General features: G+C 39.2%; 10 protein-coding genes and 1 pseudogene. 4 read left to right on the forward strand and 7 right to left on the reverse strand.

From position 1 onward, the window contains the following. The 3 genes and pseudogenes from BM143_RS24325 to map form a co-directional block, all read left to right on the forward strand. A pseudogene (locus BM143_RS24325) lies at positions 1 to 121 on the forward strand (IS110 family transposase); the annotation flags it as partial. 165 nt (positions 122 to 286) lie between these two features. Further along, positions 287 to 1,786, forward strand: a complete 1,500-nt coding sequence (pdxR, locus tag BM143_RS10630; protein WP_090024478.1) for a MocR-like pyridoxine biosynthesis transcription factor PdxR — start codon at positions 287 to 289, stop codon at positions 1,784 to 1,786. Between the two features lie 86 nt (positions 1,787 to 1,872). Beyond that, positions 1,873 to 2,637 carry a type I methionyl aminopeptidase gene (gene map, locus BM143_RS10635; RefSeq protein ID WP_090024479.1) on the forward strand — a complete coding sequence of 255 codons (765 nt, stop codon included), beginning with the start codon at positions 1,873 to 1,875 and terminating at the stop codon, positions 2,635 to 2,637. A 167-nt stretch (positions 2,638 to 2,804) separates the two neighbouring features. On the opposite strand, the gene BM143_RS10640 is transcribed toward map, so the two are convergent. Then, positions 2,805 to 3,902, reverse strand: a complete 1,098-nt coding sequence (locus BM143_RS10640; protein WP_090024480.1) for an endonuclease/exonuclease/phosphatase family protein — start codon at positions 3,900 to 3,902, stop codon at positions 2,805 to 2,807. A 212-nt stretch (positions 3,903 to 4,114) separates the two neighbouring features. On the opposite strand from BM143_RS10640, the gene BM143_RS10645 reads away from it, so the two are divergent. After that, positions 4,115 to 6,982, forward strand: a complete 2,868-nt coding sequence (locus BM143_RS10645; RefSeq protein ID WP_228430760.1) for an AsmA-like C-terminal region-containing protein — start codon at positions 4,115 to 4,117, stop codon at positions 6,980 to 6,982. 59 nt (positions 6,983 to 7,041) lie between these two features. On the opposite strand, the gene BM143_RS10650 is transcribed toward BM143_RS10645, so the two are convergent. From BM143_RS10650 to BM143_RS10675, 6 genes are all read right to left on the reverse strand, one after another. Beyond that, positions 7,042 to 8,193: an efflux RND transporter periplasmic adaptor subunit gene (locus BM143_RS10650; RefSeq protein ID WP_090024482.1), complete on the reverse strand. Its 1,152-nt coding sequence runs from the start codon at positions 8,191 to 8,193 to the stop codon at positions 7,042 to 7,044. A 7-nt stretch (positions 8,194 to 8,200) separates the two neighbouring features. Beyond that, positions 8,201 to 12,538 (reverse strand): CusA/CzcA family heavy metal efflux RND transporter, encoded by a 4,338-nt coding sequence (locus BM143_RS10655; protein WP_090024483.1) that lies wholly within the window; start codon positions 12,536 to 12,538, stop codon positions 8,201 to 8,203. 81 nt (positions 12,539 to 12,619) lie between these two features. Then, entirely contained in the window at positions 12,620 to 12,952 is a 333-nt protein-coding gene (locus BM143_RS10660; RefSeq protein WP_139222022.1) for a hypothetical protein, read from the reverse strand. Positions 12,953 to 13,056: 104 nt separating this feature from the next. Then, positions 13,057 to 13,743 (reverse strand): hypothetical protein, encoded by a 687-nt coding sequence (locus BM143_RS10665; protein ID WP_090024485.1) that lies wholly within the window; start codon positions 13,741 to 13,743, stop codon positions 13,057 to 13,059. Between the two features lie 50 nt (positions 13,744 to 13,793). After that, positions 13,794 to 14,363 (reverse strand): Crp/Fnr family transcriptional regulator, encoded by a 570-nt coding sequence (locus tag BM143_RS10670; RefSeq protein WP_047455577.1) that lies wholly within the window; start codon positions 14,361 to 14,363, stop codon positions 13,794 to 13,796. 41 nt (positions 14,364 to 14,404) lie between these two features. After that, positions 14,405 to 15,187: a siderophore-interacting protein gene (locus BM143_RS10675; RefSeq protein WP_090024486.1), complete on the reverse strand. Its 783-nt coding sequence runs from the start codon at positions 15,185 to 15,187 to the stop codon at positions 14,405 to 14,407. Positions 15,188 to 15,197 lie beyond the last annotated feature (10 nt).

Here is a 15,197-nt window from a genome sequence, read left to right on the forward strand (position 1 = left end):
TGAAAGAATTCTGGAAAAAAAGAAATGTAAAAAAGTAGCATTAATTGCTGTATGCAATAAACTTTTAAGACAAGCTTTCGGGATTTTAAAGAATAAAATACAATATCAACAAAATTATTAATAAAATATAAATATTTTAACTTTTAAAAGTTGGCAATTAACATAGAATGTCAAGGTTCAAAATCTTGACAAGGATAATAATTAATATAGTTATAAAACCTCAATAGCTTGCCACCCGTTTTTTAAGTATTCCCCTTGATTACTATTTAATTTTGTCATAGATTTAATGAAACTCATAGTACATTTAAATAAACAATCCGGAATGCTGCCCTACAAATCATTAATACAACTGAAGAGAGATTCGAGTGTTGCGCTGTATATTCAGCTTTGTAACAGTTTTATCAATCTGATCACGAATGGAACGCTTCAGCCGTCAGATGTTTTGCCCAGCACACGTTTGCTGACAGAATTGACAGGTCTTAACCGGAATACCATAAAATTGGCCTATGAAGAACTGATCAGTCAGGGCTGGGCCGAGTCTGTAGAAAGAAAAGGAATTTTTGTTTTATCTAAACTTCCGGCACTTTCCGAAAAGAAAAAAACAGATTCTGAGCAAAAAACAAATACGCTTGAAGAAGCGTTTTCATGGACGAATCCTTTTAAAGAAATACAGATCAGTGAAAACTACCAGCAGTCGGTGCTTACTATTGATGATGGATTTCCTGATGTTCGTTTAACTCCGGTTGATCTTTTGATGAGAGAATACCGAAGCATCTCAAGAAAATTCTATGGTAAAAACTTTCTTAAGTATGGATTCCCGAAAGGTTCGGAAAACCTTCGTTCAGCGCTGTCCCGGTATTTATCGGATACCCGTGGGCTGGTTGTAAATCCGGACAACCTGCTTATTACCAAAGGAAGTCAGATGGGTATTTATCTGGCTTCACGGCTTTTGCTCACCCCATCTGACAGTATTGCGGTAGGCGTATCTAATTACCGTTCTGCTGATGAAATATTCAGGTATGTTGGGGCTCATCTGCTGCGTATTCCCGTGGATGAGCATGGTATGGACATAGATTTTCTTGAAGATATCTTAAAGAAACAAGTCATCAAAGCGGTGTACATCATTCCTCACCATCATTTTCCGACCACGGTAACCATGAGCATGGAGCGCAGATTAAAGCTTTTAAAACTGGCCAAGGAATATCGTTTTGCTATTATTGAAGACGACTACGACTTCGATTTTCATTATGATGCCAAACCCTATATTCCGTTGGCCAGCATTGATCATAACCGGAATGTCATTTATATAGGATCTGTTACCAAAACCTTTGCTCCCGCATTACGCATAGGATTCATGATCGCCCAGCCGGAATTTGTCCGGGCAGCAGCTTCATTGCGTCAACTGATAGATAAACAGGGAGATTCACTTCTGGAGGAGGCTTTTTCGTCTCTGTTTGAAAACGGAGAAATGGAAAGGCATTTTAGAAAATCACTGAAAATATATAAACAACGCAGAGACCTGTTTTGTGAGATTCTGCAAAGCGATTTCAGCGGTGTGATTGATTTTAAAATTCCCGAAGGGGGAATGGCAGTGTGGTCAGTTTTTGACCAGTCGATAAGTCTCCCGAAACTGTCTTTAGAGGCAGGGAAAAAGGGACTTAAGATCGCTGACGGATCTTTTTACAACAACGAAGTTTTTATACCGAATGGCCTCAGATTAGGTTTTGCATCACTCAATGAAACGGAGATTGTGAAATCACTTGAATTATTAAGATCAGTCATTTAACAGCTTCTTTTTTCATATTTAAATAAAAATAATAATTTCCTAACTTTGTCATTCCTAAATAATTATTCAACCCAAAATAAAAGACGATGTCTATAACCAATGAACAGGAATTGGCAGGAATGCAAAAAGCGAGTGAAGCTGTTGCCTACACTTTAAAAGAAATGATTCAGTACGCTCAACCCGGTATGACTACGAAAGACCTGGATGAATATGGCGCGAAGATCCTTTCCGACTTTGGGGCAAAATCTGCACCGCATCTTACGTATGGATTTCCCGGCTGGACCTGTATTAGTGTAGACAATGAATTTTGCCACGGAATTCCTACCGACAAAAGAGTTTTGAAAGAAGGAGATCTGATTAATATAGACGTTTCCGCTGAACTTGATGGATACTGGTCGGACAACGGTGGTTCTTTTGTGATCGGAAAAGACATTCATCAGCATCAGAAGCTGGTTAATGCTTCCAAAGAAATTTTACAGAAAGCGATCAACAATATTAAAGGTGGCGTAAAAATAGCAGACATCGGATTTCTAATGGAAACCGAAGCTAAAAAAAGAGGTTTTAAAGTGATCAGAAACCTTGCCGGACATGGCATCGGAAGAAGCCTGCATGAGCAGCCGGACGAACTGATGAATTACAGAAACCGTTATGATTCCAGAAGATTTAAAAAGAATTCTGTAGTTGCTATTGAAACCTTTATCTCTACATCCTCCAATATTGCAGTAGAATTGAACGACGGCTGGACGATGGTTGGCAACAAAGGCGGCTATATGGCACAGCACGAACACACCATTGTGGTAACGGATGGAAAGCCTATTATTTTAACTGAAATGAATGAGATCTTGAACTAGGGATTGGAAGCAGGAAGAAGGATGAGGGAAGTTCTTATCGGACCTTTCATTGCATCCTCTTTGGAGTTTTAAATTTCTTACTTAGTATAAAAGCATCCATATACTTACGGATGCTTTTTTGTTTAATATAAAGCAAAATCGTATAATTAAACGCTATTGTTTTTTATCTACGGTAATTTTGAATTCTTTTTTTTGCCCTGTACCGTAAAAGTGCTCCAGACAGCCTTATGGTCTGTAGGCCAGATTCCCTTCGGAAGAGAAAATTTATCTTTTGAAGTTTCCGGAGTCGCTACATTCTTAACAATGGTTGCTTTAGGCCCTACAATATAACTGTCATCTACTGTTATTTTCCCGTCATCATAGTAAAATATATAGTCAATCCTATCTCGCTCATCTGCCTTAGGTGCCCATGGTGCCTGTGTTACCCATGTGAATCCCGGATAATCTACCTCATTTGGATACATCATCCTGTAACTGTCTTTAAAACCTGCTTTGTCGAGAGATAAGGTGGAACTCCACAACATAACGACACCATTATGGTCATATTTATTTTTGACAGCCTCTGTCCAATCCAGATGAGAAGCTTCATTAAAATCTCCCCCTAATATTACAATTCGTCCCTTTTTAATATCTTCCTGTGCCCGCTCTATAAAATCTTTAATTTGTTGCGGCCTTTGAGATTGATTATTCATCTCAGTGATTTTCCTCAGATCAGTTACAGGTGCTGATAACTGATTTGAAGTTATAGGGTCATAACCTCTTGGGTAGTATAATGCATAGTGGGTATAATCCAGATGACCGGAATACACAGCAATTTCCTGACCGGGCCTGATTTCTGCAACAAGACGATGATAAGTGTTGCCACTAAAGCTTGAATAGTCTTTAATAGGATATTTACTCAGAACGCCATTATCGTATCCCTTGGATGCATAATAGGTTTTTCCTTTTGCTTTCAAAGAGGCTGTAATACGCTCATCAAACGAAGTATTGTTATAGTTCCTAACCTCTGACAATGTTACAAAATCCGGTTCTCGATCCGCTATTTCATTTACGATTGCGTCATACCCCCCGGAAACCTGGGTTCCTTCTTGCCATATATTGAACTGCAGGACACTAAATGAATACTTTTCCTCATTTAACACTTTGCTGGAAACGATCTTAGATTGCAGGGTATCTAAATTCTGAGAAGAATCAGTACAGGTTTCCGAAAAAGAATAAAAACTTAATAATGCTCCTATAAGAGAATTTAAATATATATGTCCCATTATTTTAATTATTTAGTACAGTCCTTGTATCAAGTTATTGAAGATGAACAGGCGATCATGGATATTGTTTTCAGCCTATTCGAACTTACAAAAAATTGTACTACAGAAAAAGAGAATTGGCAAATGGCTTGATTTTAGATTACAAATAACTAATTATCATTATCAATATTCATCAAAATTATGGATTTATGGAAAAATTTAAAAAAATAATTTTGAAAATTCTAAAATGGACCGGAATTTCAATAGCAACCCTTTTATTTTTAATGTTCATCATTCCCATCCTTTTTCCGGGAACGATTTCTCAGCAGGTAAAGATATTTGCCAATCAACATCTTGCGGGAAAACTCGATTATAAAAAGACGCATCTTACCTTCTTCCGGCACTTTCCTTCCCTTACGGTTTCTGTAGACAACCTCGTTTTACAGGGTTCAAAACCTTTTCAGAATGACACTTTACTGACGGCAAAAGAAGTTGCTGTGGGAATTAATCTTAAAAATTTAATTTTCAACCGTGAAGTGAAGATCGATGAAATCTATGTAACCGATGCCAATGCCAATGTATTCGTCAACAGTAAAGGGGAAGCGAATTATAATGTCTACGTCTCCAAACCTTCCGGAAAGCCTAAAGATACTACAGAAACAGGTGCTTCTATCAAATTGGACCTGATCAGGTTTAAAAACTGGAATATCAAATACAACGATCATTCTGCAAGGGTTTTAGTCGATGCCAAAGGACTGAATTATACTGGAAAAGGCGGATTGAGCGAAGATATTTTCGATCTTCAGACGAATCTTGATATTGATAAAGTAGATTTCAGCCTGAACAGAATTTATTACGCCAAACAAAAGACTTTACATGCGGACCTGATCACCAGAATTAATACCAATGCCTTAACTTTTGTCTTAAAAAAGAATGAGTTGAGGATTAATGATTTACCCCTAAAATTCATCGGTTTTATCAGTATTCTTAAGGATGGATACAATATGGATATCAAAGCAGCTTCGGAAAAAACTACGATCCGTGAGATGATCTCCGTGCTGCCTCCGCAATATCTCGACTGGGCAAAAGACACCAAAATAGAAGGCAACAGTGATTTGTATTTCCATATCAAAGGCAGGTTCAGTGAGCCTAAAAATATGAAACCGAGAGTTAAAGTACGACTTTTGGTTAAAAACGGTTTTGTGTCTAATGGAAAAGCACCTGTTCCGATGAATCATCTGAATATGGATCTGAATGTGGATTTACCGTCATTAGACACCAATCAGCTTGCAGTAGATTTGAAAAAACTGAGTTTCGATCTCGGTCCGAATAATAATTTCCGCGCTTATGTAAAAACCAAAGGTTTGAACGAAATGCAGGTGGATGCTAATATAAAAGGTGCTGTAGACCTGAAAACGTTGAGCCAGGCTTTGGGACTGAAAAATATTGATATCCGGGGATTGATGGATACCAATATTAAAGCCAATGGAATGTTCAGTCTGGATAAAAAGCTGTTTCCAAAAACCAACGGATATCTGAATCTTAAAAACGGTTTAGTCAAAACAAAATATTACCCCAACCCTATCCAAAATATCAATTTAGTAGCGAATATTATCAATACAGACGGAACTTTCAAAAGCCTTGGTGTAAAACTGGATCCTTTCAGCTTTGATTTTGAAGGAAATCCTGTGTTTGTGAATGCCGATTTGCAGAATTTTGAAGATCTGCTGTATAAAGTCCGGGCAAAAGGTGTATTGAATGTGGGAAGAATCTATAAAGTTTTTGCAAAAAAAGGATTCGATATCAGCGGATTAATCATGGCGGATCTATCGCTCAATGGCCGACAGAGTTATGCCACAACCGGTCAATACAGCAAGCTGGACAACAAAGGAACTTTAATTTTAAAAAATATTAAAGCCACTACAGAATACCTCCCTCAGTCATTTTTTATCAAAGAAGGAAATTTCCAGTTTGAAAATGAAAAAATGTGGTTCAGAAAATTCCTGGCTACCTACGGAAAATCTGATTTTGCACTGAACGGTTATCTCCTCAATACCATCAATTATTTTATTGAAAGAAAAGGAACGCTTCATGGGAAATTCACTTTAAATTCCAATTACATCCTGATCGATGAGTTTATGGCACTTAAAAGCGGAGACAATACCGATAAATCCATTGAAGTGGAGTATGCAAAAGTAGAAAACCCGAAAAGCAGCGGCGTGGTCATCATTCCGAAAAACCTGGATGTTTCCCTGGAAGCCAATGCGAAAAAGGTTGAATTTAAAGGATTGGCGCTTAATCATCTGAAAGGAAATGCTTCTGTGAATAAAGGAGAAGTATATCTTAAAAACACCTCGTTTGACATTATCGGAAGCCGGATGAATATTGATGCCCGTTATCAGGATGAATCTCCGCTCACGGCTAATTATGATGTAGCCCTTAAAGTTCAGGACTTTGATGTTCAGAGAGCTTACAAAGAGATTGATATGGTTCGTGAAATGGCCACCGCAGCCAAAGATGTCAAAGGAATTGTATCTCTGGATTATAAATTGAAAGGTGATTTTGATAAAAACATGAGCCCGATTTATCCATCACTGGAAGGCGGCGGAACGGTCAATCTCCGGGATGTGGAAGTGAAAAACCTGAAAATGCTTTCTGCAGTCGGTGATAATATCGGAGCAAAAGCTTTTGATAATCCTGATATGAAAGGCGTAACGATTGAAACCAATATCAAAAACAATTTGATCCACGTAGACAAATTCACCTTTAAAGTTTCGGTTCTGAGACCTTCTATCAGCGGAACCACGAGTTTCAACGGACTGCTGGATTTAAGAGTGAGAGTTGGTCTTCCTCCGGCTGGCTGGATTGGTTTTCCAATTGTAGTCACGGGAACTCACAGCAAACCGAAAATTAAAATTTTCAGCAAGACTGGGCAGGGAATCGTAGATGCGCTGTACAATAAAAAGTCCAACAAAGTGATCCGTGAAGAAAAACGGGCTGAGAAAAAATCAAGAAGGCAGCAACGGAAAGAAAAAGAAGCTCAGGAAGAGAAAGCTAAAAATGCGGAAAAGCAGATCAATACAGATCTTAAAGAGAAATAAAAAATTAAAGACTGCCGGATGTGCAGTCTTTATTTTTATAGTACAGAACAATGTATGATCTACTCCGCTTTATTTTTAAGCATCATCAGAAGGCTGTACGCTCCCTTTTGTACTATTTTTTTATCCTTTAAGAAATCTGCTTTCAGAACTTCTGTGAACTGATCATCGGATATTCCTGCTGTAATCAGAATCATCTTATAGCTGCCTTTTCCAAGATCTTCAAAAACATAACTTCTGTTTTCAAAAGAAACGACGGATTCATTGGGAAGTCCCATTGTATTTCTACCGTTAATGCTTACTTCTGCATTGATGTACATTCCTTTTACAAAATCTGAATTGGGAGAAGAAAGTTTCGCAACAGCCATCGCGGCGCCTCCGTTTTCAATGCTGGGAACTACGCTGATGATTTTTGCGTTCAGTTTAAGATCTGGATTTTCATTGCTGTACACCAGAATGTCCTGCCCGGTTTTAATATCATTCACGTCATTTTCAAAAACTTTAAGCTCGAGCAATAATCCGGCAGGATCAATCAGTTCAAATAAAGTATCAGCCGGATTAATATATTGTCCGTTATTGACCAGAATCTTGCTCACAAATCCATTGAAAGGTGCATAAATACTGATTCTGCTTCTGATATTTCCTGAACTCAGTCCTTTTGCATTGATGCCTATGATTCTCAGCTTTTCCTCCAAACCTTTTAAAGTGGCATTTAAAGTCGAATAATCAGCCTGTGCGGTCTGCAGGGTTTTATCGCTGCTGGCTTTACTGATATTAAGATCTTTCTGACGGCTGAGATTCAGTCTTGCAGATTCCAGCTGTGCTCTGGTCACCAGATAATCCTGCTGTAGCTGTATAAACTGGGGATCTTCCACCACAGCCAGCACCTGACCTTTCTTAAAATGACTTCCGCTGATCACATGAATCGACTTGATGTGTCCGCCCATAATACTCGAAACCGAACTCATATGCGACGGCGCAATCTCTGCTTTTCCGTTCAGCCTGACCAGTTTCTCCATATTCCTGCTTTGAATCATGGTCGTGGTCACACCTACTGTCTGAAGCTGCTTTTCTGAAAGATTTACCGTGTTTTCTTTATTCTGTGCAAATTTTTTATTCTCGTAAATGGTTTTCTTCTCTTCTTTTTTTCCTGAACATGAAGATAAAACAAGAGCTAAACCAAGGCTGTATATAGATATTTTTTTGAATGACATTCCGCTGTTATTTTGAAATTAAATAATTGAATTCTGCTGCAATCTGGTTAAGCTTTTCCAGATGATCGATGTAGTCTGCTTTCGTTTTTACTGCCTGATTGACCAATAAAACCCAGGTCATATAATCGATTTCTCCGGCATCCATCTGTTTTTGAGCGGCAGTTAAAATGGTTTCTGATTTCGGAAGCTGTTTCTGCTCATAATTGTCAATGATCTTCTTTTGATTCATGTAATGGCTGATCTGCTGTCCTATTCTGTTGTTAAGCTCAATCTCTTTACGCTGGTATTCATTTTCGGAAACCGCAATTTTAGCCTGAGCAGCTTTTGCCAATGCCCTCTGCCCTTTCGTGAACAACGGAATTCCCACACCCACCTGAACGGAATTAAAACGGTTGTTATTGATGTTCTTCATGCTCTGATTCGTGTATCCTACAAGAAGTTCTGGGAGAAGTTTACTTTTTTCAAGTTGTACTTCAGCTTCATTGATTTTAATCTGCTGCTGTAAATACTGAAGTTCAGGATGCTGGCTGATGGTTTCCTCAGAGAGCTGAAGATTGATATCCATTACAGATTGATCAGCTACCGGTTGATATGGCTTTTCGGACTGAAGCAGTAACTGGAATTGCAGCTTCGAGATATTCAGGTCATTTTCAAGGGTATTCAGTTGGATGTCTGCCTGTTCTTTCTGGATGGAACCGGTAGATTCTTCTAAAATATTAGCCTCTCCTTTTTTCAGCCTTAAGCTGGCTTTGTCAGCAAAATTCTGGTAGAGACGGCTGATGTATTCCAATACTTTTTTCTTTTCCTGAAGAATCAATATCCTGTAAAAAACATCTGAAACTTCCTTTCTGAGCTGAGCTTTGGTCAGGTTTTGATTCATCACACTAGCCGTCCATGAAGCATCAAGCATTTGTTTTCTTTTCGAATATACTGTCGGAAAACTGAATCTTTGGGATACGGAAAACGAATTGTCGGTTTCCTGCCCCTGAATCTGTCCGATAGCGCCAGCCACTTCCAGTTGCGGAATATCAAGATAAGTTCCTTTCAGTTTTTCCTGATAATCAGAGATCAGTTTTGAATTTTTAAGTGTCCCGTTTTGCTGATAAGCCTTTTCCAAAGCCTGTTCATAAGTAATATTTTCCTGTGCACTGATTCCACTTACGGAAAGTAATAACAGAACCACCGACAGTTTTTTATAATTAAATTTTTTAGAGAATTTCATTTTCTTTTTATTAATTCGTTCAAATAAGACATAGAGAATAGGAAGCACAAATAGGGTAAGTAAGGTGGCCAACATCAGTCCGCCGATAACTACGGTTGCCAAAGGCCTTTGTACTTCTGCCCCTGCACCGCTGCTGAGTGCCATCGGAAGGAAACCTAGTGAAGCTACAAAAGCGGTCATTAAAACCGGACGAAGCCTCATTCTTGTTCCCATCAGGACAATTCTGCTGGTGTTGGTTATCCCGTTCTTTTTTAACCGGTTAAACTCTGATATCAAAACAATTCCGTTAAGTACCGCAACTCCGAAAAGGGCAATAAATCCAACTCCCGCACTAATGCTGAAAGGCATTCCTCTCAACGCCATAAAATACACCCCGCCAATGGCTGATAAAGGAATCGCTGTGTAAATAATCAGACTGTGTTTTACAGAACCGAAAGCAAAGAATAGCAATAAGAAAATCATGACCAGTGAGATCGGAACGGCAATTCCCAGTCTGGCTTTGGCTTCATTTAAATTCTCAAAGGCACCGCCATAAGAAATTGTATACCCGGAAGATAATTTTAAATCTTTATCCGCCTTCTTCTGAAGCTCCTCCACGATGCTCTGAACATCTCTCCCACGCACATTGAATCCTACAACAATCCTTCTTTTGGTATCTTCCCTCTGAATCTGATTCGGGCTGTTTTTTAATTCCACTTTAGCCAATTGAGATAACGGAATCTGTTCACCTGACGCCGTAGGAACCAAAAGATTCCGGATGCTTGTGATATCTTTTTTATGTTCGTTATCCATACGGACTACAATGTCAAATTTTCTTTCTCCTTCGTATAAAGCTCCGGCGGTCTGTCCTGCAAAAGCCATATTGATCACTCTGTTGATTTCTGCTACGGAAATACGGTGACGTGAAAGTTCTGCCCGGTTGTAATCAATCAACACCTGAGGCGCTCCCACAACAGGTTCCAGATAAAGATCCTGAGCACCTTTCACAGTATTAATGATACTGCCCAGCTTTTTTGCATAGACCGCAAGACTGTCCAGATCTTCACCATAAATTTTACAGACCACATCCTGTCTGGCTCCCGTCATCAGCTCATTGAAACGCATCTGTACCGGAAACTGGAAGCCTGTTGTTAATCCCGGAATGACTTTGAGGGATTCGCTCATCTTAGCTGAAAGTTCAGGGAATGATGTGGCGGATGTCCATTCTTTTTTCGGTTTTAAAACAATGATCATGTCTCCCGCATCCATCGGCATGGGTTCTGTGGGAATTTCCGCACTTCCGATCTTGGTGACTACTTTTTCTACTTCAGGAAACTGTTTCAGAAGAATTCCGGCAGCCTGGCTGGTCACTTTTTTTGTTTCATTGATGTTGCTTCCCTGCAGAATACGCATTTCAACAGCAAAATCACCTTCTTCCAATGATGGAATGAATTCACCGCCCATTCTGGAAAGGATCAACACAGCGCCTGCAAAAAGGACCAAAACAGTAAGAAGAATTGTTTTCCTGAATTTAAGTGCTTTCATCAGGAATTTCTGATGACCTGCTTCTACTTTGGCCATGACCCTGTCTGAAATATTGTCCTTCTCCTTTTTCTTTTTACTCAAAACAAGCGAGCTCATCATCGGGATATACGTTAAGGAAAGCAGAAATGCTCCCACCAGAGCAAAAGCAACCGTTTGAGCCATCGGTTTGAACATTTTTCCTTCAATTCCCTGAAGCGTAAAAATCGGAAGATAAACAATCAGAATAATAATCTGTCCGAATACGGCGCTGTTCACCATTTTTGAAGCAGAACTGGAAACCTGTTCATCCATTTCCTTCTTGCTGAGCATATTGTCTTTACCGAAATGCTTTTTATGAGCCAGCTGATGGAGAACCGCTTCCACGATAATAACGGCTCCGTCTACAATCAATCCGAAATCAAGGGCTCCGAGACTCATTAAGTTTCCTCCGACGCCAAAAATATTCATCATGATAATGGCAAACAGCATGGCTAAAGGAATCACCGATGCCACCAATAATCCGGCTCTGAAATTCCCAAGGAACAGAACAAGAATGAACACGACGATCAAAGCTCCTTCCATAAGGTTGGTTTTTACAGTGCTGATCGTATTATTCACCATTTTAGCACGGTCCAGGAACGGTTCTACGACGACCCCTTCCGGTAATGATTCCTGGATTTTTTCAAGTCTTTGCTTTATATTTCCGATGACTTCATTGGCATTTTCACCTTTTAGCATTAAAACAATGGCTCCGGATACTTCTCCGGTATCATTGTAAGTCATGGCTCCGTATCTTGTGGCAAAGCCGATCTTAACTGATGCTACATCCTTGATATGAACCGGAATTCCGTCTTTAGTATCCGCAACCTGGATATTTCCGATATCTTCCACACTGCCTAAAAGTCCTTCACTTCGGATAAAAAGAACGGTTTCTTTCTTCTCAATATAGGCACCCCCGGTATTCTGGTTGTTCTTTTCCAGAGCTGCAAAAACATTATTAATATTGATGTTGAATGCCTGTAATTTATTTGGATTAATCGCTATTTCGTATTGTTTCAGCTTCCCTCCGAAACTGCTGACATCTGCTACCCCTTTTGTTCCTAAAAGCTGGCGCCTGATCACCCAGTCCTGAATGGTTCTGAGTTCAGTTTCATTGTAAACATGTTCGTAGCCTTTTTTAGCTCTTACCACATACTGAAAGATCTCTCCCAGCCCGGAAGAAATAGGTCCCAGCTCCGGTTTTCCAATGCCCTCGGGAATGTTTTCCTGAACAAGCTGAAGACGCTCCTGAACCTGTTGGCGGGCCCAGTAGACATCCGTTTTATCATCAAAAACGACCGTTACAAGAGAAAGTCCGAAACGTGAAAAACTGCGAAGTTCGGTGATTCCGCTGATGTTGCTGGTAGCCTGTTCTATGGGAAAAGTAACAAGACGTTCGATGTCTGCTGCTCCATAAGAAGGCGCTGTGGTAATGATCTGAACCTGGTTATTGGTAATATCCGGCTGGGCATCAATAGGAAGTTTGGTGGTTTCATAGATACCAAGAAGAATCAGCCCTATGGTAAAAAGAGCGATGATGAGTTTATTCTTTACAGAAAACTCAATAATTTTATTTAACATGGAAAAATTATTAATTGATAAACAAGAAATTGGCTGCTTCAGGGCAAAATCCTAAAGCATTAATTTTCAATTTAAAATCAATTAAGAGAACCGTGGAGGCTGGAAAATACGGGAAAGATAAAGACTTGGGAAGTTTTTCTCCTGATAGGTGCTGTTTTTCTGTGGAACCCTGATTTCTTTAGGTTTTTCTATGTGAAAACTGATATCAGGAAGCTGGGCATTCACCATCAGCACAATGGGTGGATTGATAAAGGGAAGTTTCTGGTCTGTAGCCCAGTCTGAATCTTCTTTATGGTTGTCATAGTGTTCCATGACAAACTCTGCGAAGTTTCCTTCATATTCCATAAGATGCTCCACAAACAACGGCACTTTGAGTACTTCCGCCGTATTGGTGGTAGCAAGCACATACATCATTGAACATATTATGGAAAGCCATTTTAACATTGCGATGCAAATATAGGGCTTAAATTTTTTCTAAAACGGTCCTCTGTATTAATTTTATGAGAATAATCCCTGTGTCAGAAGTCTTTCCCATAGATATTCGATATTTCAAAAGATGAATTGTTTTGTAAATAAGTAGAGATCAGTGAACTGATTTTCTCATTTCCTAAAATATAAACAATGGTATTTTTACTGCTTTCAGGGAATTTTTCCTTTATAATTTCCACGATTTTCTCCGGTGTTAAAGGATTAATGGTATATGATGTTAACGGAAAACTGTGATCAAGATCGGAAAATACATCTTCTTTTCGTTCAGTATAAATAAAGCTATCGACTTTCTTACTTATGGCTAATGCCCTGTTAATCTCATATAGATAAGCCAGTGCTTTAACATCTCCGATCAGGAAATAATGACTTCCGGATTCATCTAAAATCAATTCATCAGAGAGTTTTCTGAAAAACACCGTATCGCCTTCCTGAATGGTTTCTATCCATTTTGAAGTATGATTCATCACATCTGTATGGATAGCAAAATCTGCGGTATGAAAAACCGGTTCGTAATTCCAGAACGCATACTCCCGGATTTCAGTCTCCGGATTGTAGTAAGGGTCAGAAAGGAAAATTTCCGCCGTGTATCCCGCAGCATAGTGAAGCTGCGAAAAATCCCTGCTCTGAATTCTGATGTGAAAAGTGTTTTCTGCAATTTTACTTTTTGAAAGAATATTGCCTGAAAAAAAATCAGAAGGTTTAGGCTTGCTGTGCATAAGAAGCTAAAAATTAAAGATTAGACGGAGAAATTCAGAGAATGACAGAATCAGAGTTTTGATTTTAATCTGCTTAAGGTCTCCTGAGAAATATTGAGGTAGGAAGCTACCATTTTGTTGGAAAGTCTACGTACAATAATCGGGTTTTCATCCAGTAACTGGCGGTATTTTTCTAGGGCATCCTGTACCAGAAAAGACATCAATCGTCGTGTATTGTTTACATAAGCGCCTTCAAGGTAGATTCTGTAAAATTTTTCCCACTGCGGAATCTGATCCAGTAAATGATAAAAGCTTCCGTGCGTGATGTAGTAGATTTCTGAATCTTCCACAGCCTGAATAAATTCATCCGACGGCTCTGAGGTAATAAAACTGACCAAAGCGGTTGCAAACTGATTTTCAAAAGCAAAATACCGGGTAGAGTCCTGCCCTTCTTCATTGATAAAGAAGATGCGGAGACAGCCTTTTACTACAAAGAATGTTCTCTGGCTGGATTGTCCGTTAGCAAGAAGCAGTTCATTCTTTTTCAGTTTCATTGGTTTGAAATGGGAAAGAATGATACTAAGTTCTTCATCGGTTACCGATATTTTGCTTTTGATATATGAAGCTAATAGTTCTTCCATTGATTTTAAAATCAGTCGTCAGCAAATGTAGCAATAAATGCTCAATCTCTCTGGTTCTGCCGCTCTCTGGATGTTTCGTCCTCCGACTGACCAGCCTTCCAGTAAGAAACCACATGCATGCCGTGTGCATCCCAGTTTAATTCAGTTTTGAAGTAAGTGCGGATTTCTTTTGCCGTAGTATATTCGGTAGCGGCATAAACATATTCTTTCAGGATTCCTTTTGGAAATACAAAGCTTTTGACAACATCTGCCAATTGGCTTCCCTGTTCAGGATGAGAGTTATAAAGCCATTCTACGGATATATCGGCGGCAGAGCACAATATCACTTCATCTTCTTTTCCATGTACCTCCAAAAATATTTTTGCGTTTACAAAAGAAGGCAGCTGTTCTGCAATCGCACTGATAACAGGTAATGCCGTGGCATCACCAACGAGTAAATATAAATCTGCATCAGGAATCAATGGCCGTGTGCTTTCTTTCATGCCTATTTCAAGTGAATCACCCGGGTTTGCATTCAATGCCCATGCTGATGCCGGACTGTTTTCCCCATGAGCAACAAAATCAATGGTGAGTTCACGATTTTCCAGATCAATTTTACGGTTGGTGTAGGTTCTGGTGATAAATACCGGTTCTGACTTTTGGTCTTCTCTGTGGACAGGAATACATATTTTGTTATTGGATCCGGATCGAACATGGGTTAATAATTCCATCTGGTTTTCGTCTATTTTAAATACCACCCGGATAAGATGTGGGGTAAGGTATTTTTTATCTTTAACGGTAAATACGGAACGTATTTTTCGTGATGTTATTGAACTTGTTATCATTGTTTTTAAA

The organism is Chryseobacterium oleae (genome assembly GCF_900115055.1).
GTDB lineage: Bacteria > Bacteroidota > Bacteroidia > Flavobacteriales > Weeksellaceae > Chryseobacterium > Chryseobacterium oleae.

Coding starts and splice junctions, on each gene's coding strand:
- BM143_RS10655 (WP_090024483.1), bottom strand. CDS start 12,538: ATGTTAAATAAAATTATTGAGTTTTCTGTAAAGAATAAACTCATCATC.
- BM143_RS10650 (WP_090024482.1), bottom strand. CDS start 8,193: ATGTCATTCAAAAAAATATCTATATACAGCCTTGGTTTAGCTCTTGTT.
- BM143_RS10670 (WP_047455577.1), bottom strand. CDS start 14,363: ATGGAAGAACTATTAGCTTCATATATCAAAAGCAAAATATCGGTAACC.
- map (WP_090024479.1), top strand. CDS start 1,873: ATGTCTATAACCAATGAACAGGAATTGGCAGGAATGCAAAAAGCGAGT.
- BM143_RS10660 (WP_139222022.1), bottom strand. CDS start 12,952: ATGATGTATGTGCTTGCTACCACCAATACGGCGGAAGTACTCAAAGTG.
- BM143_RS10675 (WP_090024486.1), bottom strand. CDS start 15,187: ATGATAACAAGTTCAATAACATCACGAAAAATACGTTCCGTATTTACC.
- BM143_RS10665 (WP_090024485.1), bottom strand. CDS start 13,743: ATGCACAGCAAGCCTAAACCTTCTGATTTTTTTTCAGGCAATATTCTT.
- pdxR (WP_090024478.1), top strand. CDS start 287: ATGAAACTCATAGTACATTTAAATAAACAATCCGGAATGCTGCCCTAC.
- BM143_RS10640 (WP_090024480.1), bottom strand. CDS start 3,902: ATGGGACATATATATTTAAATTCTCTTATAGGAGCATTATTAAGTTTT.